The organism is Paenibacillus sp. BR2-3, from assembly GCF_046529485.1.
GTDB lineage: Bacteria > Bacillota > Bacilli > Paenibacillales > Paenibacillaceae > Paenibacillus_AQ.
In genome coordinates, this window is the sequence record NZ_CP126311.1 from 846040 (window position 1) to 869659 (window position 23620).

Genomic DNA, 23620 nt, shown 5'->3' on the forward strand with positions numbered 1-23620 from the left:
TTTTTGCCATGAATAGGAATTGATATGAACATTTCTTTCATGAAAAATAATTTCACAAAAAGTGAACTTTTTTCGAAGTCATTGATTAATAAAAAAATTTTTTTTATAATGAGACAGAAAATGAAAGTGTTTTCAAAGTCAAACCAGCTCCATGCAACGGTCCATTTGCGGGTCTGAAGGTCATAATAGCGATAATTATAAGAAAAGAGGTAGAAACCATGAGTGCAAAGTATGTTATCGGCGTGGACATTGGGACAACCAGCACCAAATCGGTATTGTTCACAAGCGAGGGTAAATTGATTGAAAGCCATAATATCGAATACCTTCTGATCACGCCAACTCCTACGACGGCCGAATTGGACCCCGAGGTTCTTTTCCAAGCCGTTATCGGCACCATTGAGCAAATTATGTTAAAGAGCAAGGTGGACCCATCCCAGGTGCTGTGCGTCTCCTTCAGTTCAGCAATGCACAGTGTAATCGGGGTGGACAGTGAAGGAAGGCCCCTCACGAAGGTCATCACCTGGGCGGATAACCGCAGCGCGGCTTGGGCGGACCGGATCAAAGAGGATTGGAACGGCCATGAGATTTACCTTCGGACGGGCACACCCATCCATCCGATGTCGCCGTTAGTGAAATTGACTTGGCTCCGCCATGAGCATCAAGAGCTGTTTGCCAGCATTTCGAAATTCATCTCAATTAAAGAATACGTCTTCTATAAGCTGTTCAACCGATATGTCATCGATTATTCCATTGCCTCTGCAACGGGGATGTTCAATCTGAATGATTTGAATTGGGATGAAGAAGCTCTACAGGTTGCAGGTGTAACGGCGGAGCAGCTGTCCGAGCCGGTTTCGACCACGTATGCCTTGACGGGGCTGGATAAAGCGAGGGCGGCGGAGATGAATCTTTCGGCGGAAACTCCGTTTGTCGTAGGAGCCAGCGACGGCGTATTATCCAACCTGGGGGTCAATGCCATCGACCCGGGTGTAGTGGCCATCACCATTGGTACCAGCGGCGCTATCCGGACGGTCACCGACAAGCCGGTTACGGACCCCAAGGGTAGAATTTTCTGTTACGCCTTGACGGAAAACCATTGGGTTATCGGGGGACCCGTCAACAATGGCGGCATGATCTTCCGTTGGATCCGCGACCAGCTGGGATCGGCGGAGAAGGAAACGGCCATTCGTTTGGGGAAGGATCCGTACGAGATTTTGACGGAAATCGCAGCCAAGGTGAACCCTGGTTCCGATGGGCTGATTTTCCATCCGTATTTGGCGGGAGAAAGAGCGCCTTTGTGGGATGCGAACGCACGGGGTTCCTACTTCGGGTTAAGTCTTCACCATAAGAAAGAGCATATGATCCGGGCAGCGCTGGAGGGTGTTATCTACAATTTGTACTCGGTCTTCCTCGCGCTGGAGGAACTGATCGGCCAACCAAAGAAGATTCAGGCTACGGGAGGTTTCGCCCGCTCGGAGCTGTGGCGCCAAATGATGTCCGATATCTTCGATCAGGAACTACATGTTCCGGAGAGCGTCGAAAGCTCCTGTTTGGGTGCGGCGATTCTCGGCCTGTACGGCATCGGTGAAGTGGATTCCCTTCATGTCGTTCAAAAGATGATCGGAGCCTCCTATCATCACACACCGAATAAAGCCAATGTGGAAGTGTACCATGAGCTTGCAAAGATATACGTGCGTATATCACGTTTGTTAAAAGAGGAATACGAAAGCATTACAGCCTTCCAAAACAAGTGGGTTAAGTAAGGAGGAAATAGAAATGAATAAACTAAGAATTATTCGTCAAATCAGGGAGGAAGGTGTCGTTGCGGTTCTCCGTGGCGATTCTCCCGAAGAAGTAGTGGAGATGGCGGAGCAGGCCATAGCGGGCGGGATTAAAATAATTGAAGTGACCATGACTGTTCCGTTTGCACTGAGAGCCATTGAGAAGCTGGCTAGACTGTACTCGAGCACAACCCAGGACAGGCAGAAGTACGCTGTCATCGGAGTCGGTACCGTCCTCGATTCCGAAACCGCCCGCGCCGCCATCTTAAGCGGCTCGGAGTTTGTCGTTGGGCCTTGCCTGAACGAAGAGACGGTCAAGCTGTGCAACCGGTACCGGATTCCGGTTATGCCCGGCGTTATGACGGTCCGGGAAATCCAGGAAGCGCTGGAGCTCGGTGTAGATGTGGTGAAGCTGTTTCCGGGCAATTTGTATTCGCCTTCCATGATCAAGGCTGTGAAAGGCCCGCTTCCCCAAGCGAACATCATGCCTACGGGCGGGGTTAACCTGGAAAATCTTCAGGATTGGATCAAAGCGGGCGCCTTTGCCGTCGGCATCGGCTCCGATTTGACGACGGATGCAGTCCGGTTGCAGGATTACAGCCTGATCGCCAATAAGTCCGCCCAATATGTGGAAGCTTTCAAAGTTGCGGCTGCAAACCGCTGATACTTGGGAAATTCAGCAAAAATATCTATAGGTGAGCATCGGGGCGCGCAGTTTATCCTATGCTTCATGTCAACTCGGGCTTCATTTATTCCGATTCATATGGCGGAAAATTGCGGTTTGTTATACAATACTGGAATAAATATTGCCTAATGAAAGGGACATCATGAACGACCAAAATACGTCTCCAAGCGGTGAGAATGTGAAGAAAAGCCCAGGTAGTGGATTAGCGCGAATTCATGCCATATATAACGACTTATCACCCAAAATTCAAATTGTTGCAGATCATATCCTTAACCATCCCCAGGATGTGGTCCATCTCTCCATTACGGAACTGGCTGAAATGACCAAATGTGCGGAGGCCACCATTTTTCGCCTATGCCGGTTGATCGGAATGAAAGGTTATCAGGAGCTAAAGATCACTCTGGCAAGTGAAATCGTAAAGCAGCCCATGCAAAACATCCACGAAGAGGTTTCCTCCGAGGATAATATGATGCAGGTCGCACAAAAAATATTTCATTCCAACATTATTGGGATTACGGACACATTAAATGTGCTTGATGCCGGCTCTTTGGAAAAGACCGTCGAGATGCTAGACAAGGCCAAAAATGTTTACATTTATGCCGTAGGAGGATCAGCCCCAATTGGGCTTGATTCATACCATAAATTTATTCGTGTGGGACTGAACTGCATTGTTCACTCCGACCCGCATCTCCAAGTCATGACGGCATCGTTAATGAATAGTGAAAGCGTTGCATTCGGCATATCCCACTCCGGGAGCAACAAGGATGTCATTGAGGCGTTTAAGGTTGCAAAGCGGGCGGGCGCCCAAACCATCGCTTTAACCAGCTATACCAAATCGCCGCTGGCCAAGATGGCGGATGTGACGCTGTATACGTCCACGAAGGAAACCTCTTTCCGTACGGAGGCAATCTCCGCCCGTATTGCACAATTGTGCATCATTGACGCTCTGTATGTGGGTCTCTCTTTGGTCAGACAGGAGCAAACCTTGGCGAACCTGCAGAAAATCCGCGAAGTCATTTCGGGAAAAAGGGTGTAAATACGATGTTTTCTTTGATCTATATCCGGGCGGACGTTTTGACAAACGATCCGGTCCGGATTTTTTTTGCATATAGTTGAAAAAAAATTCACAATTTATCAATTGAATTATGAAAAAAATTTTTTTATAATACAACTATCAATTTAAAGCGCTTTAAATTGATGCTTATGAAGAGGGGGGTTGCAGATGTCTTGCTTGCAAGAGATTTTGGAATACAACAAGGGTTTTGTAAGCAGAAAAGCTTATGAACCGTTTCAAACGACCAAATTCCCCAATAAGAAGCTGATTATCTTAACTTGTATGGACACCCGGCTTGGAGAGATGCTGCCCAAGGCCATGAACCTGCAAAACGGTGACGCCAAAATCGTCAAAACGGCAGGGGCGGTCGTCTCCCACGCTTTTGGCAGCATTATGAGAAGCATATTATTGGCCATTTATGAGCTTGATGCGGCGGAGATTTGTGTCGTCAGCCATTATGATTGCGGCATGAACGGGCTCCAGGCGGAGAAAATAATCGAAAAAGCAATAAGCCGGGGCATTTCAAACGAAACCGTGAGAACGCTTCAAAAAGCGAGAATCGGACTGAACGAGTGGCTGACCGGGTTTAGCTGCCCCGAGGAAAGCGTAGCCCACAGTGTCAGACAAATTCGGGAGCATCCCCTTTTCCCGGCGGATGTCCCCGTACACGGCTTGATCATTGACCCGGAAACTGGAAGACTGCATGTTGTGGTTGACGGGGGGACTTGTTGAAAATATAGAAATAAACCGGTCTTAAATACCGGATAGGGAGGGAATGTTATGAAAAACCGTATATCTGAAATCGCACCCTATACGCGCGCCATTCTTAAAGCCCACTTATGCTCGTGCGGCGTAGACTACAGCAGTCTGAATAAACCGGTTATCGCTATCGCCAACTCTTGGAACGAAATTGTGCCCGGCCACGTTCATTTGCGTGAATTGGCAGACCGGGTCAAGGCTGGAGTACAAGCGGCCGGCGGTATCGCCCTGGAGTTTAATACCATTGCGGTTTGCGACGGCATTGCTCAGGGCCATCAAGGTATGAAATATTCGCTGCCAAGCCGGGAAACCATTGCGGACAGCGTGGAAATTATGGTGAACGGCCACGGCACTTTCGACGGAATGGTTGTTTTGAGCTCCTGCGACAAGATCGTACCTGGAATGATGATGGCTGCAGCACGCCTGAATCTTCCGAGTCTTGTCGTTCTTGGAGGCGTTATGCCCAACCATATCAAGCCGAAGGAATCCAAGGCGGCAAGACGGGCCTTTTTGGATGGAACGCTGGATGAGCAGGGGCTGGTTGAAATCACCAATCAATATTATCCGGGTCCTGGAGCTTGTCCGTTCCTTGGGACGGCCAATACGATGCAGGGCTTGTCGGAAGCATTGGGAATGGCTCTTCCGAAATCCTCGTGGATGCAGGCCTTGTCCGACGAGCAGATGGATGCGGCGGAGCAGGCGGGACGCCAGGTTGTCGAGCTGGTTCGCCAAGGGATAACACCTGACAAGATTATGACGAAGGATGCTTTCGAGAATGCGATCTCCGTATTGCTTGCAATGGGTGGCTCCCTTAATGCTTGCCTGCACTTGCCGGCGGTAGCCAATGAGCTTGGAATTTCGCTTCCGATGGATTTGTTTGATGAAATCAGTCGGAGAGTGCCTTTCCTGGCGGGGGTTACGCCTAACAACCAGGAATACACAACCAACGACCTGCAGCGGGCAGGCGGGATTCCGGCGTTGTTCAAGGAACTGAGCGGCCTTATTCATCTAGATGCATTAACCGTAACCGGAAAAACCGTTGCCGAAAATATCGCCGAAAGTGAAGTACTGGACAGGGAGATTATTCATCCCATCGACTCTCCTCTTGATCAAGAAGGCGGCATTGCGGTGTTAAAAGGCAATTTGGCAGTTGATGGCTGTCTCATCAAGCAATCCGCAGTTCCCGCAGAGCTGCGGACCTTTAGAGGGCCGGCCAAAGTCTTCAATTGCGAGGAGGAGTTTGATGAAGCCTACGAGCAGGGACGTATCGAAGAAGGGGATGCTGTCATTATCCGCTATGAAGGACCTAAGGGAGGTCCCGGCATGCGCGAGCTTCACCGCTGTACCGAGATTCTGGGTAAATTCAATAGAGTCGCTCTTGTTACGGATGGACGTTTTTCCGGCGCCAGCGCGGGGCTTTCCGTTGGCTATGCCAGCCCTGAAGCAGCGGAAGGCGGTACAATCGCCCTTGTCGAAGACGGCGATACCATTGTGATTGACGTTCCATCAAGGGTGTTGAAAGTGGAACTTACGGAAGAAGAACTGAAGCAGAGAGCCGATAGGCTGGAGAGTGTAAAGCGCGAAGCCAGTAAGTACTTGCGCCTGTATGCCGCCAACTCATCGTCGGCCGCCTACGGCGCCATTCGCAAGCTATCGGAATAACTGTAAAAAAAATTTCACATCATAGACATTGAAATGCGAAAAATTATTTTTTATAATAGGAAAGAAAGCGTATTCAATGTAATAGTATAACCTATCAGTTGGTTACAAACATTCATGAGGAGTGAGGAAAAAATGTTATTATTTATTGTGGTTGCCGCGATTGTAGCACTGCTGCTGATGATTACCTGGGGCAAACTGAATCCCTTCGTGGCTCTCATCATCACCGCAATCGGTACCGGTTTGGCGACGGGGATGCCGATCGATAAAATCATTCAAACCATTAAAGACGGTATGGGTGGAACACTGGGCTTCCTGGCTATCGTTCTCGGCCTAGGAACCATGCTGGGTAAGATGATGGCCGAATCCGGCGGCGCCGAACGAATTGCCAAGACTCTGATCTCGTTATTCGGGGAAAAGCGCGTTCATTGGGCGATGATGGTTGTCGGTTTCATCGTAGGGATTCCGGTATTCTTCCAAGTCGGCTTTGTATTGCTTATTCCGTTGGTGTACACCATTGCTCGTGCAACAGGTGTTTCCTTGATTAAAATCGGCGTACCTCTTGTAGCGGGGCTGTCCGTCGTACACGGACTGGTTCCCCCCCATCCGGCTGCAATGGCTGCCGTTGGAATATTCAAGGCGGATGTAGGTAAAACCATTCTTTATTCCTTGATCGTCGGGCTTCCGACCGCAATTGTAGCGGGTCCTCTGTACGGTAAGTTTATCGGTAAACGCATTCATAAGGAAGTTCCTGCAGATTTGGCTGAGCAATTTGTCAATAACGACAAAAAAGAACTGCCTGGCTTCTTCGTCACCATATTCACAATCCTGCTGCCGGTTTTCTTGATGATGGCCGCATCGATTGCAACTCTGTCCATTGCTGATAAAGCTGATCCAGTTCGCAAAGCTTTTGAGTTTATCGGTGACCCTGTTATGTCCTTGCTGGTTTCCTGCGTAGTTTCATTCTTCACATTAGGCTTTGCCCGCGGCATGTCCCGCGATCTTGTTCTAAAGTTCTCCAACGATTGCCTGGGCCCGACGGCTTCCATCCTGCTGGTTATCGGTGCAGGCGGCGCATTTAACAAAATTCTGCTTGAATCCGGCATCGGCACAGCCATCGCGGATTGGGCGTCAGGATCCAATATTTCCCCGATTATTCTGGGCTGGCTGATCGCAGCCCTGATCCGTGTAGCAACCGGTTCCGCGACTGTATCCATGATGACGGCCGCAGGTATTTTGGCTCCTATTGCTGCAACTATTCCGGGAACTTCCCTGGAGCTTCTGGTGTTGGCTACAGGCGCCGGCTCCTTGATTCTGTCCCACTTTAACGATGCTGGCTTCTGGATGATCAAATCATTCTTCGGGATGTCTGTCAAAGAAACCCTTATGACATGGACCGTTCTTGAAACCCTTATCGCAGTGGTTGCGCTTCCACTTATTCTGCTCTTGAACGTTTTTATCTAAGACTGCAATTACCCTGGAAACAATGGGGAAGCGATTGGCTTCGCAAGGTGCATGCACCTGCGGGGCCTTTTTAATGGCCGACGCTAACCAATCGTTAATTAGTCCGATTCATGGCAGTTACCCGGTATATCGGCAAGCGAACCCCGCACGCGGCTGATATAATAGGAGCGATCGATAGCAATCCAAGGAAAGAGGCAAGTCATGAAAACCTTACTGGTCACAGGCTACCGTGCGCATGAGCTCGGGATTTTTGACAACAAGCATCCAGGCATTCCTTATATTAAAAAAGCGCTCGCTGCCAGACTGATTCCTTTAGTGGAGGAAGGGGTGGAATGGATAGTTACGCCCGGACAATACGGCGTTGATCTTTGGGCGTGCGAAGTGGTCATTGAGTTGAAGCGGCAGTACACGGATTTAAAGCTCGGGATTATCACAGCCCATGCCGCACCGGAGGAAAAATGGAAGGAAGAGAAGCAGAACGAATACCGCTGTATTGTGGCAGGTGCTGATTATTACGGGGCGGTCAGCAATGCCCCTTATGACGGAAGCTGGCAGTTTCGGGCCAGAGACGATTTATTGTTCCGCAAAAGTGACGGAATTCTGCTCTTTTATGATGAAGATGCCGCAGAGGGGAGTCCGAAGTTTTTTAAAGAACGGGCTTTGAAGCTGCACGCAGAGGGGGATTATGAGTTGTTCCTTATTCATTCGGAGGAAATCCAGAATATAGCGGATGAAGAGAATCAGCGTGACTATGAGTGAGGAACATGTTAAGCATTTACAGGAGTTGGACCGTCAGGGACGGCTGGTCATGTGCGGACCCTTTAGCGATGCTCCGGGCGGAATGGTTATTATTCGCGCGGACTCCCGCGAGGAAGCCGTGTCCCTTGCGGAGCGTGATCCCTATGTTCTGTCAGGTATCCGCAGCTACGAGCTGCGGACCTGGAGTCTGTCACATGAGGGCAATAAGCACATGAGCATAGCCGAAGAATAAACCATGCCCATGACCCCGGATCAAATAAAGCTGCGCAAGGACGGCGCTTTGCGGACTTTGGAATACTGCTCAAACGCATAGGCGAGCCTGATAAGCACGGGTTCCTGATAGGCCTTGGCCGAAAAGGTGACGCCGAAGGGTGCCCCTGCCGTGGTATAGCCGGAGGGTACGACAATGGACGGGTACCCTGCTCTGGAGGTGATTCTGGCCCCGAAATCAGCAGGGAAGAGCAGCGCATCAAGCTGGTGCTCTTGTATAACGGCATCGATTCCCTCTTCCTTGCACAGCTTAAGGTCAGTGGCACGGTCGCGGATATATTGCGGCTCGGTTAAGGTGCCGGAGGAGGTATATTCGGCGTCAATCAGCGTGGCTTGACCATATTTCAATGTTTCCACCGGATGTGCATGATTGTAATCGATAATGTCCTTCAAAGTACGCATAGGCGCTCCCGGGCCTAACCGGGACAAATACGCATTGATGGAGGTTTTGAATTCGTTCAGTACGACGGAAGAATACTTGATCTCGCGTGCGGTTCTGATGTCGGCGGGATCAATGATGGTTGCGCCCATTTCTCTCATCAGCTCTACGGAAGCGTTGAATAAAGCGAGCTGTTCCTCGGTCAATTCCTCGAAATAATAATCGCGCGGAATTCCGATGCGTGCCCCTTGCAGTCCGTTCTTATCGAGAAAGACCGTGTAATCCTCGTGTGTCTTTCCGGCATTGGTTCCCATGGCAGCATCACTGACATCTTGTCCGAGCATGGCGTTCAGCATCAGCACAGCGTCTTTCACGGTTCTGGCCATAGGACCTGCTGTATCCTGCGTGTTGGAGAGCGGAAGAATACCTGAACGGCTTAACAAGCCTACGGTTGGTTTGATTCCGATGACAGAGCCGAGATTTCCGGGGTTCAGGATCGAGCCCGATGTTTCGGTTCCGACAGATACGGTGCAGAAATTGCAGGCTACGGCAACCGCAGAACCTGCGCTTGAGCCTCCTGTCGGTGAGGAGATGTTATAAGGGTTCAGCACCTGACCTCCACGGGAGCTGTAACCGGAAGGCATGCCGTTGGTCATAAAGTTGGCGAACTCGGTCATATTGGCTTTGCCCATAATGATCGCACCGGCTTCCCGCAGTTTGGCAACGATAAACGCATCCTCCCCGGCAAAAGAATCCTTAAGTGCCAGCGATCCGGCACTCGTGTGCAGTTTATCCCCCGTGTTGATGTTATCCTTCAATAATACCGGTATGCCATGCATCGGTCCGCGCGGTCCGCGAAGTGAACGTTCTACATCCAGGGATTCTGCGATAAACAGCGCATCAGGGTTGATCTCCAGCACGGAGTTAATCGTAAGGCCGTTTTTATCATGATCAGCTATGCGTTCAAGATACATAAGAACTAATTGCCTGGACGTTATTTCACCGGAATCCAAAGCAGCTTGAATGTCCGTAATCGTGGCCTCTACGATTTCAAAACTCATGCGGATCTTCACTTCTTTCCCTATATTTATCATCTTGTATTCTCTGCCTTGGGTTCATTGCGCAGCAGGTTTATTGCAGGGATTCCCACTGCTGAGGCATTGTCTGGTACATCTTTTAATACAACGGAATTAGCCCCGATATTCGCATCATTACCAATGGTGACAGGACCAAGTATTTTAGCGCCGACTCCAATTAAGACCCTGTCTCCAATGAACGGTTCACCCAATTGATTTCTGCCGCCGATCGTCACTTGATGAAATATAGTAGCATTACTCCCAATTACAGCCTTATGGCTAATGACAATTCCATTTAACCCGTGCGGCAAATGAAGAAAGTCGCCTATTTTTGCTTGAGCATGAAGTTCTCCATTAGAAAGGATTCGAACAAATATTAGATCCATAAACTTATATAGCAGCCATAGTGGTTTTTTGATCATGTTGCTTTTAGCCTGGTAAAAAACGTAATTTCCAAAACGATAGGTTGTTAAAACCAAAATGGTTTGTGGATTTTTCCGGTTCGCCTGCAAATCATTTTTAAGAGATCTAAACATTGTTCTTCCCCCCCCTAAACTATTTTTCGTATTTACCGCGATAGGCCCGCCAGCCCGCGTAAAACACGCAGTACAGCAGGCACAGCGCAAACCTACGCTTTTTCAGGAACAAAGCCTTCCTCCGCCAAATATTCCTTAGCTTCGTCAACCGTTTCAAATGCCATCTCCAGATGGAGGCCGGCATAGACATACCATAAATCCTCCTCGAACTTGAGGGTAAGGGTATTTCCGTCCGGATGTGTCCAGAGGGTTTCCCCTTGGGCAGAAGCCTTGGCCTTCTTTCTTTTGCCTACCACCGGGACTTCCGGTATATGGATGGACAAAGAGGTAATGGAAGCGTCAAGCAGACTCCGCAGCTCAGCCTCAGAGTAATCACGGATATTCACAAACCCCTTGTCATCCGTCTCATAACCTCTCAACAATCCTGCAAAAACAAAGCCATTTCCGTTTGGATGAAGATGAAAGGCTACTGTTTTTTTGTCATGCTGGCTTTCCTCATAGTGGTAGTTCACGCGCCCCAGGGATACATTCTTGCGCTCCAGCCCGGGGTACGAATCCAGAATATTTATTTTTTGCTCAAAAGTTAACATAAACAGCCTCCGGTTCACGGTTTCATTGTGCAAGTGATTATATCATGTTGTCTTGAAGCAGACTACTTTTTAAAGGTGTCCACTGGATATTCGCTGTACACAGCGGTATATTCCGTATATAGAGGAAAGGGTGATTCCCGTGATTGAAGTAGCGGCGGCAAAATCGAACCTGGCGAGAGTGTCCGGGATTGCCTGCAAAGAGAGTTGATGGAAGAGATGGGCATCACAATTCTCCCTTATGAGGACTATGGCACGAATGGACATTATTATGGGAGCATACATATCCGGCTGATTGCCTGGAAAGCGGAATATCAGGGAGGCGAGATCAAGCTCTTGTGGAGCGGCTGATCAAAGAGTCTTGGTAAGCTGAATTTAAAAAAAGAGCGATGAGAATCTTTTTACTTGTTTGTTCTAGTTTGATAGAATCAAACTGAGAGACTTTTACGCAAAGAGGAGAGACGCTTAATGACTGTAGACAACGCTTACAAGTTAAAATGGGGCATAATCAGTACCGGCTGGATTGCGGAGCAGTTCGTATCCGATTTGGTTCACAGCTCGAATGGTGTGGCCTATGCGGTGGGATCGCGTTCGCAGGAAAGCGCAGATGAATTTGCCCGGAAGCACGGGATAGCCAAGGCTTATGCAACCTACGAGGAATTGGTGAATGATCCTGAAGTAGATGCCGTGTATATTGGAACACCGCATCCTTTTCATAAAGATAACGCACTGCTTGCGCTGCGTGCCGGCAAAGCCGTGCTGTGCGAGAAGCCTTTTGCCGTGAATAGCGGTGAGCTTACGGAAGTCATTGCCTATGCCCACGAACACAAGCTGTTCCTGATGGAGGCGATGTGGAGCCGCTACATCCCGGCGATGGTCAAGGTCAGGGAATGGCTTGCCGAGGGGCGAATCGGAGAGGTTCGTCTGGTAAAAGCCGATTTGGGCTTCCGCACGGAGTGGAATCCGGAAGGCAGATTGCTTAATCCGAAGCTCGGAGGCGGGGGTCTGCTGGACGTGGGGATTTACCCGGTTTCTTTTGCTTCAATGGTCTTTGGGCCACATCCCGAGAAAATATTAAGTACAGTAAGTATCGGGGAGACAGGCGTGGACGAGCACTTTTCGATGCTGCTGTCCTACGGCGGCGGCAAGACAGCCTCGCTGAACGGCGGAGTACGCCTGAACATGCTGGAGGAAGCCCATATTTTTGGAACAGAAGGTCATATCATCGTTCAGGGCACTTTAGTGAATCCGAAGTCGGCGGTGCTGTATGCGGGTAAGGAGAAGGTGGAAACGTTTGAAGATGATCGCCTGTCCACCGGTTATGTTTTTGAAGCCGAAGAAGTGGGGCGCTGCCTGCAACAGGGGCTTACCGAAAGCCCAACCATGCCGCTCGATGAGTCTTTGGCGATCCTGAAGCTGCTGGATGAAGTGCGTGCGCAGTGGGGACTTGTCTATCCCGGCGAGTAACTGCGAACGTACACTGGACTCCAGTATAATAGAGGCATATATCATTAGGGGGAAGCTGGTATGAGTTCATTTTCAAAAAGATTTCTAATCCATCTCGGAGTGTATACGATTCTATTCTTTCTTATTCCTTTTCTCCAGACCAATAGTGCTGCCGGTTCTATGAATGATCTGGGTGTTTGGGTGCTGCTGCTGCTCATGGTAAATCCGGCCGCGATTCTGATTCTTTCCGGCGAGGCCGGATTGCGTTCAGGATTTAACCTTATTCTTTGCCTGCTTCCGGCGGTATTGTTCACCCTGTCGGTGTATATCTTTTTTCAAGGCAACAGCAGTGCTCTGTCCTATTCGGTAATGTACGGTGTTATTGGGCTGGCAAGCAACGGGATTGGAGCATTGTTTAAAAGAAAGAAAAAGTAAGGTGCACGATGACATTTTCAATCAGGAAGTCCACGGTCTCGCGAAAATAGTAATTAATAGTTTCTTAATATCTAGTTAATCTTTGCGGGTTATAGTGGTTTGTAACGTTTTTTTCGTTATAAATTACTTAACAGCAGGGGTGAGATTGTTATGAAGCGCGACCTGGAACCGAATATTAAGCGAAATTTAAATAGAACCAAAACGTTTAAAGCTCCAAAACGCAAGAAAAAACGGGTATTCAGATCTTTATTTTCAATACTGTTTATACTTATGCTCGTGGCTGTTGGATGGTTTTACCTCACGCCTTCCGGAACTAATCTGCGTTATATGCTGGCGGACACGATTATTACTACCAAGCACCGGTATCTGGCGAAGTATTTAATCGGTCAAAGCGAATTGGATCGCCGGGTGGCCTCATACTCCAAGGAATTTGACGTAATGGCTCAGGTGAAGGACAAGCATAATGTAAATCTAAATCTATCGGCCACCGTTAATAAAAGTGTCGAGATTGAATCCATATCCGGCCCAGGATTCAAAGGCTACATTATGTATGTACACGATCCGAAAATGGTGCGTGTAGTGACTACGAATAATGTCGGCCAGGGTGAGCAGGTTTTGAGCATGGTCAAACGGACGGGGGCGATTGCCGGGGTTAACGGAGGAGGCTTTGATGATCCGAACTGGAATGGTAATGGTTTCAAGCCTGCCGGTATTGTTATGTCGGGTGGAGAAATGCTGTACAAGGGCTCCGGTATGAATGCTCCAATCAACGTAGTAGGCATCGATCGAAATGGCTTAATGGTGGCCGGAAAATATAAACCATCCGAACTTCTGGACATGGGAGTCAGAGAAGCGGTGACCTTCCAGCCGAAGTTTATCGTCAACGGTAAAGGGCTGGTCAGAAACGAGGCCGACGGCTGGGGCATTGCTCCACGTACATGCATGGCACAGAAAAAGGACGGCACCATCATGTTCGTTGTTATTGACGGCCGTCAGCCGGGATATTCTATTGGCGCAACTCTATATGACGTGCAGAAGATCCTCCTTGAAAAAGGAGCGGTCACCGCAGCTAATCTGGATGGCGGTTCTTCTACCGTTCTTGTGAAGGACGATAAAGTCATTAATCAGCCTTCAAGCAGATACGGAATGCGCTACCTGCCGACTGCCTTTTTGATATTCGATCATCCAGATCAAGTAGCAGTCAACAATATATGGCAGGGCATAGATATGAAGAATTTTGATTCATCCAAAAAAAAATAACCGCACAGGGGACAGCATACAACCATCGTGTCAGCGAGCTGCCCGGATACTTAAAGCGTACCCAATCCTCCACAATATAGGGACTGAATCCCTATGGTGGAGGATTTCGTTTTTTATATTTCAGAATTCTTTTATGAGAAAATTTTCAGATTGAATTTCTATTTTTCTCAGATGGAGGGGATATAGTTTAACTCATAAGATTAAAGGAGGGCACAGAATGATAAGAACCAACCATTTATCCAAGGTCTATAAAAATGGATTTAAGGCAGTAACTGATCTCAATTTACAAATTGATGAGGGTGATATTTACGGTTTCCTGGGACCCAACGGGGCTGGCAAGACTACCACAATCAGGATGTTAACGGGATTGTTAGCGCCAACCCAGGGAGATACTTTCATCAATGGTGTTAACGTAAAGGAAAAAAATACAGAAATCAAAAAAATGGTAGGCGTCTTGCCGGAGTCGCATGGATACTATAATTGGATGACGGGCTATGAATATCTTGAGTATTTTTACAAGTTATTTGGCCAGGATGCCAGTGGAGCAAAACAGCATATCACCTATTTGCTTGAAAAAGTTGGACTGAGTGAAAGAGGACAGACACTGGTCGGACAATATTCAAGGGGAATGAAGCAAAGGCTGGGCATTGCAAAAACGCTCATAAATCATCCAAAGGTCATATTTCTTGATGAGCCGACATTGGGATTAGATCCTTCAGGACAAAGAGACATTCATGAGCTGATCCTGGAATTAAACAAAAGCATGAATATCACCGTATTTATTACCTCCCACTTGCTTAAAGATATTGAGGTATTATGCAATAAAATTGCTATTGTCAAAAACGGGAATCTGCTTGAACAAGATACCATTGAAAATTTGCTGAAGAAATATTCGACAGATGGGGTTTTTCGTATTAGAACCTCAAACAATTCCGAAGCCATGAGCTATATACAGGAGATCAACGGCTTTGACAAGCTGGAGCTAAAAGAGGACTACATTGAAGCTTCAATCACGGATGCCTCTTCAATTGATCTTATAAAACGCCAGATCGTTGAAGTGCTGTTCATGAACAAATTTGATATCCAGGAAGTTATCAAGGTCACAACTTCTGTGGAGGACCTATTCTTAAAACTGGTTAACGATGCCGATAAAAAGGAGGTGCAATGATGAATAAGACAATCATTTGGAAGGAAATTAAAGAGAACATATTTGCGATGAAGGGGACACTTTGGTTGTTTGTTGTTGCACTTCTATTCAGCGGATTGTCATATAGCTTTGTTTCTGTAAAGGAGTTAAGCCTGCTGGCCCAAACCGAGGTGATGGTAACCATGGGTAAAATGATTATTGGGGTAGCTGTGCTTATTTCGATTATTTTAGCCTCTGTAAGCTTTTCTAATGAAAAGGAGCAGAGCACCATAGAAAGTTTGTTGCTTACACCTATATCGAGTTTTAAGCTGGCTATAGGCAAACTGATGGGCACGCTGTTTATGTGGGCGCTGATCTTCATAGTATCTATACCCTATATCATCACGTTAGGACATGGAACGCAGGTAGTGCCCTCCATGATCGGATTCTTCGCTATTATTGGAACAATGATTGTATTCATCTACTCCTGCTTATCCATGTGCCTATCTATATTAATGGGGTCTTCGAAGAACGCAATGATTACATCGATATTATTATTTCTAATTACAGCAATTCCCGCATTCCTGTCAACCACTATGAAAAAATCGGGCTTCGGAAAGATTCTTGATCATGTAAGCCCATTATCAAACTTTACAAGCCTGATGAAAGGTATAATCATAAACAGACAGGATTTATTCACGTTGTCCAATTATATATTGCCTCTAATTCTTTATATAATTTTAAGTTATTTGCTGCTTAGATTCGCTCTGAAAAAGTTCAATTTTGAGGGAGGAGAATAAGATGAAAAAAATTCTGGCTCTTATGCTGATCATGTTATTAACCTTATCCACTTATGGAATGGTGTTTGCCGGCGAAGCTGTAAACAACCATCCACTAAATATAGAAATCCTATCCCCGACTTCGGTTAAGGATTACCCTGGCCTGGAACAAACCATTAAGGCCAAAATTACCAATAACAGCAATGTGCCCACGGGTGAGCTGCTGGCCTATATAACTATGGCTGATATAAGGAAAAACATGACCGTCAATCTGGAAGACTACAGCGCAGATAAACCGGTTGTCATTGATGGGCTTAAAGCAAATGAATCACGAACCGTTGATCTTCCTGTCAGATTTGTATATACCAGTAATTACAAATTATATGTGACGGTAGCATATAAAGAGAGCAATATAATCAACTCCAGCTTATCCATACCCATTGAAATTTTGGGGAACACTAAGATAGACAAAACTATGGTTGTGGCTGTATCTGGAATTGAACCCTTGTTACTGCTCGGGGTCGTCGGATTCATATTCTTGAAACGAAGACGGAAATTCAAAATATCTTAAAAAGTAATCAGAGCTGTGTTTTAGCAGCTCTCTTTCTCATAATGAGGAGTTGATAAAGTTGAATGACAAGGATATCTTAATTATTGAGGACGACAGGGCCATAGTGAGAATCCTGGAATTGGAATTACAGTACGAGGGATATTCATTTGATAGTGCTTATGATGGGAAAGAAGGACTGAATAAATTTCGGAATGGCCAGTATGGGCTGGTTCTGCTTGATTTAATGTTACCAGAGGTAAGCGGGATGGAAGTTTGCAGGAAAATACGTAAGAACTCTAATGTTGCCATCATAATGCTTACTGCAAGAAGAGATATTACGGATAAAGTCATCGGGCTGGATTTAGGTGCGGACGATTATATTACAAAGCCTTTTGAAATGGAAGAATTACTCGCTAGAATAAGAGTAGGACTGAGACATAGTAAAGCCAGAATAACGGAGTCGAAAATACTGAAAATAGCGGATTTAACCCTGAATCTTTTGACAAGAGAGGTTGTAATGCGAGGAGAACCTATAGATTTAACAAAAACAGAATACGATCTGCTCGAATATTTGATTACTAATAAAGAGCGCGTGCTTTCAAGGGATCAGATTATTGAATATGTTTGGGGGTATGACTTTGTTGGGGATACGAACATTTTGGATGTGTATATCAGATATCTCAGAAATAAAATAGATTACCATTATGATGAAAAATTAATTCATACCGTAAGGGGAGTAGGTTACACCCTCAAGGAGTCGAAATGAAAAGCATACGTTTGAAAATAAAGAAAATATCCCATAGATTAACAATTGTGTATGCGGTGCTTTTTTTTGTTGCTTTGGTTTCAGTTAATGCTGCGACCCTTTTTAGTGTAAGTTATTATATGAATCAATCCTCTAAGGATCAGCTGGAATTAATTAATCAAGCCGTAAAAAAAGAGATCTATGTATTGCAAGATGTCCAGGAAATTGATTTAAAAAACATCTCTCAAATGAATGAGAACATTGATATCAATTTAATTTATGACAATAAACTGATCTTTGAAACAGGTGAACGATATAATTTACCATTGATGGATAATACCAACCTCAAAACGGTGAAATCAATCGAAGTTGGAGAAAAAAAGATCATCTATTTAAGTGACAAGCTCATTTTAAAAGACAACCAAGTTATTCATGTTCAGATTATAAAAGACCTGTACAATGAGCGGGGATTTCTGAATGTTTTATTTTGGATTATGACTGTTATGGATTCTTTCATCTTCATTGCCGCCATTATTGTTGGTTACATCATCAGTAAAAAAGCTTTAAACCCTATTGATAAAATTACGAATCAAGCTAAACAAATCAGTGCCAGCGATTTGACTAAGAGAATTAAGATTGAAGGTCCAGACGATGAATTGAAAAGACTTTCCGATACCTTCAACGACCTGATTGCCAGAATTCAGTATTCTTATGAGAAACAAAATCAATTTACTTTGGATGTGTCTCATGAATTGGCTACCCCTCTGGCTGTCATAAAAGGATATGTAGATTTGATTGATCGTTGGGGTAAGGAGGATCGGGAAATTTTAGATGAAGGTATCCTGTCGATTAAAAGGGAACTATCAAATATAATCAGGCTGCTGGACACCCTGTTTTTTTTGTCTAAAAGCGATAATGAAATTCTAAAGCTGGAGAAGACAACGTTTTGGCTGAATGAATTAATTGTTGAAGTACTCAAAGAGAGTAAACTTGTTACAACTAGCCATGATATCTCTTCCAATATCAATGATTCCATCTCTATAGAAGCGGATAGAAGACTCATTAAGCAAATGCTTAGAGCGATCATTGATAATAGCATTAAGTACACAGCCCAGAATGGGAAAATAGAGATAAATTCAAAATCAGTAAATGGTCAGGCCGAAATCACAATTTCGGATAATGGTACGGGTATATCCAAGGAAGAAGTCCCCCATATCTTTGATCGGTTTTATCGGGTAGATAAAGCCAGATCCAGGGAATTAGGAGGGACAGGTCTAGGATTGTCCATAGTGAAATGGATTGTTGAAATTCACGGTGGCAGCCTATTGGCGGAAAGCGAACTGAACAAAGGCACTCAAATGATTGTTCGTTTACCTCTTGATTTGTGACAAAGCAGTGTTATTAATGTGCCAAGCTCTGACTCGCCACCGAATCCACTACAAAGACAGGCACATAAAGCACCCCGGTATCCGTCACAATGGTCTCGTAACCATATTGGAATTGCCCGGAGACCATAGAACTACCTGTGACTGAACCCACATCTCCTTGAAGAGAAATATAGAGGCCGTCTGAATATGCAAGTACTTTTCCGGTGTTATCCTGAAAAATCTCACCGTTCAGCGAGACGTTCTCATAAGGGTGGAGCTCCAAATCTGCAGCCGGGATCAGCGTGTACTCCTGAACAATTTCAGCGAACTGGTAGACCCCGTCCATTATGCGGTACAGGGCTGTCTGCCCGTCAACGCCGTCTCCGATGTCTGCATTCTGAAGGACAATGGAGCCATCCGGCTGCAGCTCATATTGATCGCCGGTGAGCGAGAATAACACGGAGATTCCTTCCGGTTTCATTTCATAGGCCGTAAAGTCAATGCGTCCACTGTCGCTGTCGGCCTCGGCCAGCACAACCGGCAGACCGGAGAGGGAACCCAGGCTGTCATTAAATTCAAGGCTGCGCAGGCTTTCAAAGCCGGGGATGGTATCTCCGGTTAATGTGACTATGCTGTCGTCACTCTTGATAGCCGCATAATACAAGCGGCCGCTGATATCCGTACCGGCGACATATACTTTTGAGCCATAGAGGTTTTTGCTGGAGACGACATGGCTATACTGGCCCGGCTCCTGGCCTCCCGGCAGCAGGCGCACCGGCTCTGCAATATTCCACGCGAGGTGAACAGCTGTGACCTCTTCTGACGTATCCTGCAGCGGACTAAGCTCACCATATAACTGGATCGCCTCCGCATACTGCCCTGCCCGGGCCTTGCGCCCGGCGCTTTTCAGCAGCTTGCTCGTACTATTATTGATCAATGGGAGCACCTTGGATGAGGCCAAGCCGGCATCCTCGGCAAACTTCCGGTACAGCAGGGCATGTGCTGCAAAGGCAGTAATATATTCCCCTTCCACATCCTTGTCCAGGATAAGCTTGCCGCTCTCCTCCGCTTGCCCCGCTACCCAATTAGCCGTATAATCATGCTTCTTATAACCATTCAGCAGGGACAGAGCGCTGTTCAGAAACTCTTCGACCTGTCCTGCCGCCGCCAGCGCAACCAGCTTCTTCGTATCATGGGATTTGAACCGGGAGGTCAGCTCCTGCTGTTTGAGTTCGGCTCCCCCATAAAAAGCATCGGGGATAAGGAGCAGATTCCATTTAGAGCTATCGTCTGTATTTTCAATAGTGCTCCGGCTTTGTTCCATCTCTGAATAGAATTGCTTCTTAAACTGCTGGAAGTAGGATGTCATCTCTTTCGAGAGGCCTGAAGCCGCCGATAATTGGCGATAATAAGATTCATAGGCACTTCCTGGCTTCATATACTGAGCCTTCACGCGGACAAGGGATTCATAGCTTTTCATTAATCCGGCAAAATCCCCGGTCGCCGCCTGCTCACGGGAGGATAAGGCCAGAGTTGCCAGACTATTCCGGATGGTTGTGATGGGAGCGAGCTTCTCCAAGCGGGCACTTATCTCTTCTTCCTTGTAGTCGATGGAAGAGTTGGCGGCAGCCTCACGATACTGCTTCTCTGCAGCAACAAGGTCGCCCGCAGCATACAATCGGTCGCCTTCCTGTACCGCTTTTATTTTGTCAGAGATCAGAAAAGCTTTCTGTCCGAGCAGAATAAATGCCAATATACACAAAATGATCATAAAATTCCGCGGGTTTATTAATTGTTTGAACGTCATATGTAGTGACCTCTTTCATGCTTGCAGTCCTATTGAAATTCTGGGTCCCACCTGTATTTGGACTCGATGATTTGCGCCACCGTATCTTCGAGACCGTTCCAGGGTTCATGCGGATGCGAGGCAATCAGCCTGGATAACCGCAGGAAGCGATCGCGGGGCAGGTCGTGAACGTATCTGCCGATAAAAGCAGAATACAGCAGGGCATACCGCTTCATTCGCACCGCGGCTCCGGCTACTCCCGTCAGAATGGCCGGACCTTTAACCATACGGAGAATTTGTCCCTCATAGGCTTGTACATACCGGAAAGTCCGGTCCTTGATAAGATCAGGCCGCACCTTGGCTATTTCACCGATATATTCTGCCAGCAGCGGTTCGAAATCCTTCAGCAGCAGCTGTTCCAGCTCCAGATCCATGTCTTTGCGCAGCAGAAAGCCGTGCAGCAGGGCCACGCGCTGTCTGGCGATACGGTCGCCGCGCAGCAGGATGGAGAGCTCCCGCAGCTTCTCGTAAGCCAGCACATCGTTCTCTCGAAGCACGGAGACGGCCTCCTGACGGTTCATCTCCAGCCCTTCCTTGATGAGGCCGATATTGCGTCCGAGCATTTCGTTCAGACTTTGCAGGTTTTCGGTTAACCGCACCTTGCGCTGGATGTAGTAGAGCAGTCCAAGCAGCAGTAATCCTCCCGCACCGCACAGCGCCATCTGGCGGAAGTCCTTGCCGAAGTAGACAGAGACAAGTGTCAGCAGAAGGACCAGCCAGAGACGCGTACTCATCTGCCGCCCTGCCATTGAAGCTGCGCGGTGCTCAACAGGAGAAAGGCTGGCTTTGCCGCATTTCGTACACCTTTCCTCGGAGAGAGCGGTATAACGTCCGCAGTGACGGCAGATGCGCAGCTTGTCAAAAGCGTAGCGGGGGATCTTGAAGGAGCGGAACGTGACAGGCTTTTTCTTATTCATGGACGCTTGTCTCCTTCGTTAAGAGCAGCAAGCAGTCTCTCGTCAATGTCCTCGCGGCTATGCGGATTGCGGCTGCGCGATACATACATGGAAATTTGAATTACGACATAAAGGAACGTAATCCCAAGGATAACGTATGAAATCATGGAAGTGTCCTTTCTCTCGGTCATAAAGTTGAAGTTTACAAGCTTTAATTATATCATAATGACATACTATTGACAGTTTTTAGAACCCTTATCCAGCTTGCCATATTTGCCTACTATAACACAAGAGGAGTCATCAATATGCATCGTAGTCATCGTAGTAACAGATCCATCAAATCTCGGATTTTCAATATCTTCACTGCCTTGCTGCTGGCGCTGTGTATCGCCGTCAGCCCAATCGCGGCTGTACCTGTCTATGCTGCGGCCCCGGCCCCCTCACACATCGACGCCGTTCTGCTTCTCGACGTCAGCAACTCTATGAATAAGAGCGACAGGAACAAAATCGCCAGTGAAGCGATGAAAATGTTCATAGATATGCTGGCCACACAAGGGGATAAGGTCGGTATTGTGGCTTATACCGATAAGGTTCAGCGGGAGAAAGCCCTGCTGCAGATCAGCACCGCTGCGGACAAGCAGGACTTGAAGGATTTCATCGACGGTCTGGACCGCGGCGCTTATACGGATATTGCCGTAGGGGTGGAAGAAGCGGTGAAGGTGCTGCAGAACGGAAGCGATCCGGCACATGAACCTATGATTGTAATGCTCGCTGACGGGAATAACGATTTGAATGAATCGTCCGGAAGAACGCAGAGCCAGTCCGATCAGGAGTTGAATGATGCGGTAGAAGTCGCGAAAAAGAACGGATATCCCATTTATACGATTGGTTTGAACGCCGACGGCAAATTGAATAAGCAAATTCTGGCGGATCTGTCAGACAAGACAGGCGGCAAAGCCTTCGCTACGGATTCAGCCGATGATCTGCCGCAAATCCTGAGCGAGATCTTTGCCAGCCATCTGAAGCTGAAAGTCGTGCCTGTCCAGTCGATAACGGCGAACGGCAGCTATCAGGAAGTAACCGTAAATGTGCCAAACGCCAGCGTATTGGAGGCAAATATATCCATTATGTCTTCTCAGCCGGTGACGGCGAAGCTGGCTGATCCGTCAGGGAACAGCGTGCCGATTCCATCAGCCGATGTGCTGCTTTCGAAGTCCAAAACCTACAGCCTGATCAAGCTGCTGTCGCCGCAGCAGGGAGATTGGAAGCTGCAGGTGAAGGGTGTGGCAAAGGATAAAATCGATATCAATCTCGTATTCAACTATGATTTGGAGCTCAAAATCGATCCGCTGTCTTCAGCTTCCTACAAAAAAGGAGACAAGATTGATATTGCCTCCCATCTGTTCAGCAATGGTACTCAGGTAACGCTCAGCAACTTGTATCAAAATATGAATGCGGTACTCCTTGCAACCGATGTGGATACGGGGGCTGTGGAGGAAATTCCGCTGGATAACTCCGGCGATGTTTTTAAAGGAACATTTGAGGTAAAAGAGAGCCATAATTATGAGCTGAAGGTCCGTGCGGAGGAGCAAAGCTTTTACCGTGAGAGTGATACGGTGAAGATCAGCGCGAAGACGGGAACCGCGGGAACGGGCAGTACCGGAACCGGAGCAGCTGCAGCAAATGGAGAGCTTGCCGGACCAGCCGCTTCTTCCAAAGCGCTATATTTTATAATCGGTGGTGTGCTGCTGTTATTGGCGGCAGGGATCGCGCTGTGGCTGCTGTGGAAGAAGTCCACCCACGGTTTTGCAGGCCAGATGGTGGTTGAAGTGCGTGACGGAAATACCGGAGAGAAAACCTATCCGCAATATAAGAAGCTGAACGGATTCCGGGGAAAATTCACGCTGCACCAGCTGCTGCAGCTGGCGCCTGAGCTTAAGGAAAGCGAGAAGCTGGTCTTCACGCCGGGCAAGAATGACAGGCTGCTGCTTCGCAGCGGGGAAGGCATATCGATCGAAAGATCGGGACGTGCGGCCGACGCCTCGCGCGGACTTGAACTGAAGAGCGGAGACCGGATTTCGGTGTCGCTGCACAGCGTGGATAAGACGATTCTGATCGAATATCTGGTATAGTAGTTAATCGCAGAACTTTTAGGAGGAAAGCA

24 protein-coding genes are annotated in these 23620 nt (G+C 47.4%); 18 read left to right on the forward strand and 6 right to left on the reverse strand.

Features of this window, described 5'->3' with window-relative positions; all coding sequences use genetic code 11:
* The first annotated feature begins 218 nt into the window (after positions 1 to 218).
* The 8 genes from gntK (at position 219) to PaeBR_RS04080 (ending at position 8390) form a co-directional block, all read left to right on the forward strand.
* Positions 219 to 1760, forward strand: a complete 1542-nt coding sequence (gene gntK / locus PaeBR_RS04045) for a gluconokinase (protein ID WP_410513607.1) — start codon at positions 219 to 221, stop codon at positions 1758 to 1760.
* A 13-nt stretch (positions 1761 to 1773) separates the two neighbouring features.
* Positions 1774 to 2442, forward strand: a complete 669-nt coding sequence (locus PaeBR_RS04050; RefSeq protein ID WP_410513608.1) for a bifunctional 2-keto-4-hydroxyglutarate aldolase/2-keto-3-deoxy-6-phosphogluconate aldolase — start codon at positions 1774 to 1776, stop codon at positions 2440 to 2442.
* A 163-nt stretch (positions 2443 to 2605) separates the two neighbouring features.
* Positions 2606 to 3499, forward strand: a complete 894-nt coding sequence (locus tag PaeBR_RS04055; RefSeq protein WP_410513609.1) for a MurR/RpiR family transcriptional regulator — start codon at positions 2606 to 2608, stop codon at positions 3497 to 3499.
* A 186-nt stretch (positions 3500 to 3685) separates the two neighbouring features.
* Entirely contained in the window at positions 3686 to 4249 is a 564-nt protein-coding gene (locus PaeBR_RS04060; RefSeq protein ID WP_410513610.1) for a beta-class carbonic anhydrase, read from the forward strand.
* Positions 4250 to 4297: 48 nt separating this feature from the next.
* Complete coding sequence (gene ilvD / locus PaeBR_RS04065) at positions 4298 to 5938, forward strand: dihydroxy-acid dehydratase (RefSeq protein WP_410513611.1); 1641 nt, start codon at positions 4298 to 4300, stop codon at positions 5936 to 5938.
* A gap of 132 nt (positions 5939 to 6070) precedes the next feature.
* Positions 6071 to 7399: a GntP family permease gene (locus PaeBR_RS04070; protein WP_410513612.1), complete on the forward strand. Its 1329-nt coding sequence runs from the start codon at positions 6071 to 6073 to the stop codon at positions 7397 to 7399.
* A 201-nt stretch (positions 7400 to 7600) separates the two neighbouring features.
* Complete coding sequence (locus PaeBR_RS04075) at positions 7601 to 8158, forward strand: DUF1273 domain-containing protein (RefSeq protein WP_410513613.1); 558 nt, start codon at positions 7601 to 7603, stop codon at positions 8156 to 8158.
* Entirely contained in the window at positions 8151 to 8390 is a 240-nt protein-coding gene (locus PaeBR_RS04080) for a YciI family protein (protein WP_410513614.1), read from the forward strand. The genes PaeBR_RS04075 and PaeBR_RS04080 overlap by 8 nt, the downstream gene beginning before the upstream one ends.
* 20 nt (positions 8391 to 8410) lie before the next feature.
* On the opposite strand, the gene PaeBR_RS04085 is transcribed toward PaeBR_RS04080, so the two are convergent.
* From PaeBR_RS04085 to PaeBR_RS04095, 3 genes are all read right to left on the reverse strand, one after another.
* Positions 8411 to 9868: an amidase family protein gene (locus PaeBR_RS04085; RefSeq protein ID WP_410513615.1), complete on the reverse strand. Its 1458-nt coding sequence runs from the start codon at positions 9866 to 9868 to the stop codon at positions 8411 to 8413.
* A 29-nt stretch (positions 9869 to 9897) separates the two neighbouring features.
* Entirely contained in the window at positions 9898 to 10419 is a 522-nt protein-coding gene (locus tag PaeBR_RS04090) for a serine O-acetyltransferase (protein ID WP_410513616.1), read from the reverse strand.
* A gap of 92 nt (positions 10420 to 10511) precedes the next feature.
* Entirely contained in the window at positions 10512 to 11009 is a 498-nt protein-coding gene (locus PaeBR_RS04095) for a hypothetical protein (RefSeq protein ID WP_410513617.1), read from the reverse strand.
* 162 nt (positions 11010 to 11171) lie between these two features.
* Between PaeBR_RS04095 and PaeBR_RS04100 the strand changes: the two genes are divergently transcribed.
* The 9 genes from PaeBR_RS04100 to PaeBR_RS04140 all read left to right on the forward strand — a co-directional run bounded on the left by PaeBR_RS04100 (position 11172) and on the right by PaeBR_RS04140 (position 18735).
* A complete protein-coding gene (locus PaeBR_RS04100; RefSeq protein WP_410515069.1) occupies positions 11172 to 11357 on the forward strand; it encodes an NUDIX domain-containing protein in 186 nt (61 codons plus the stop codon).
* A 117-nt stretch (positions 11358 to 11474) separates the two neighbouring features.
* The gene (locus PaeBR_RS04105; protein ID WP_410513618.1) at positions 11475 to 12473 is read left to right on the forward strand and encodes a Gfo/Idh/MocA family protein; all 999 of its coding nucleotides are present in this window, start codon (positions 11475 to 11477) and stop codon (positions 12471 to 12473) included.
* Positions 12474 to 12533: 60 nt separating this feature from the next.
* Positions 12534 to 12887, forward strand: a complete 354-nt coding sequence (locus PaeBR_RS04110) for a hypothetical protein (protein ID WP_410513619.1) — start codon at positions 12534 to 12536, stop codon at positions 12885 to 12887.
* Between the two features lie 150 nt (positions 12888 to 13037).
* Positions 13038 to 14147: a phosphodiester glycosidase family protein gene (locus PaeBR_RS04115; protein WP_410513620.1), complete on the forward strand. Its 1110-nt coding sequence runs from the start codon at positions 13038 to 13040 to the stop codon at positions 14145 to 14147.
* 217 nt (positions 14148 to 14364) lie between these two features.
* On the forward strand, positions 14365 to 15315 hold the full coding sequence (locus PaeBR_RS04120; protein WP_410513621.1) for an ABC transporter ATP-binding protein: 951 nt from the start codon (positions 14365 to 14367) through the stop codon (positions 15313 to 15315).
* The gene (locus PaeBR_RS04125; protein ID WP_410513622.1) at positions 15315 to 16073 is read left to right on the forward strand and encodes an ABC transporter permease; all 759 of its coding nucleotides are present in this window, start codon (positions 15315 to 15317) and stop codon (positions 16071 to 16073) included. Before PaeBR_RS04120 ends, PaeBR_RS04125 begins: the two co-directional genes overlap by 1 nt.
* Position 16074: 1 nt before the next feature.
* Entirely contained in the window at positions 16075 to 16623 is a 549-nt protein-coding gene (locus PaeBR_RS04130) for an LPXTG cell wall anchor domain-containing protein (protein ID WP_410513623.1), read from the forward strand.
* A gap of 58 nt (positions 16624 to 16681) precedes the next feature.
* A complete protein-coding gene (locus tag PaeBR_RS04135) occupies positions 16682 to 17368 on the forward strand; it encodes a response regulator transcription factor (protein ID WP_410513624.1) in 687 nt (228 codons plus the stop codon).
* Positions 17365 to 18735: an ATP-binding protein gene (locus tag PaeBR_RS04140; protein WP_410513625.1), complete on the forward strand. Its 1371-nt coding sequence runs from the start codon at positions 17365 to 17367 to the stop codon at positions 18733 to 18735. The genes PaeBR_RS04135 and PaeBR_RS04140 overlap by 4 nt, the downstream gene beginning before the upstream one ends.
* A 13-nt stretch (positions 18736 to 18748) precedes the next feature.
* Here PaeBR_RS04140 and PaeBR_RS04145 read toward each other — a convergent pair whose 3' ends face one another.
* From PaeBR_RS04145 to PaeBR_RS04155, 3 genes are read right to left on the reverse strand one after another with little or no spacing between them, the layout of a single operon-like run.
* Positions 18749 to 20521, reverse strand: coding sequence for a hypothetical protein (locus PaeBR_RS04145; protein WP_410513626.1), 1773 nt, complete (start codon positions 20519 to 20521; stop codon positions 18749 to 18751).
* 29 nt (positions 20522 to 20550) lie between these two features.
* Entirely contained in the window at positions 20551 to 21477 is a 927-nt protein-coding gene (locus PaeBR_RS04150; RefSeq protein ID WP_410513627.1) for a hypothetical protein, read from the reverse strand.
* Positions 21474 to 21623 (reverse strand): hypothetical protein, encoded by a 150-nt coding sequence (locus PaeBR_RS04155; RefSeq protein WP_410513628.1) that lies wholly within the window; start codon positions 21621 to 21623, stop codon positions 21474 to 21476. The genes PaeBR_RS04150 and PaeBR_RS04155 overlap by 4 nt, the downstream gene beginning before the upstream one ends.
* A 138-nt stretch (positions 21624 to 21761) precedes the next feature.
* Between PaeBR_RS04155 and PaeBR_RS04160 the strand changes: the two genes are divergently transcribed.
* Positions 21762 to 23588 (forward strand): vWA domain-containing protein, encoded by a 1827-nt coding sequence (locus PaeBR_RS04160; RefSeq protein ID WP_410513629.1) that lies wholly within the window; start codon positions 21762 to 21764, stop codon positions 23586 to 23588.
* The last annotated feature ends 32 nt before the right edge of the window (positions 23589 to 23620 follow it).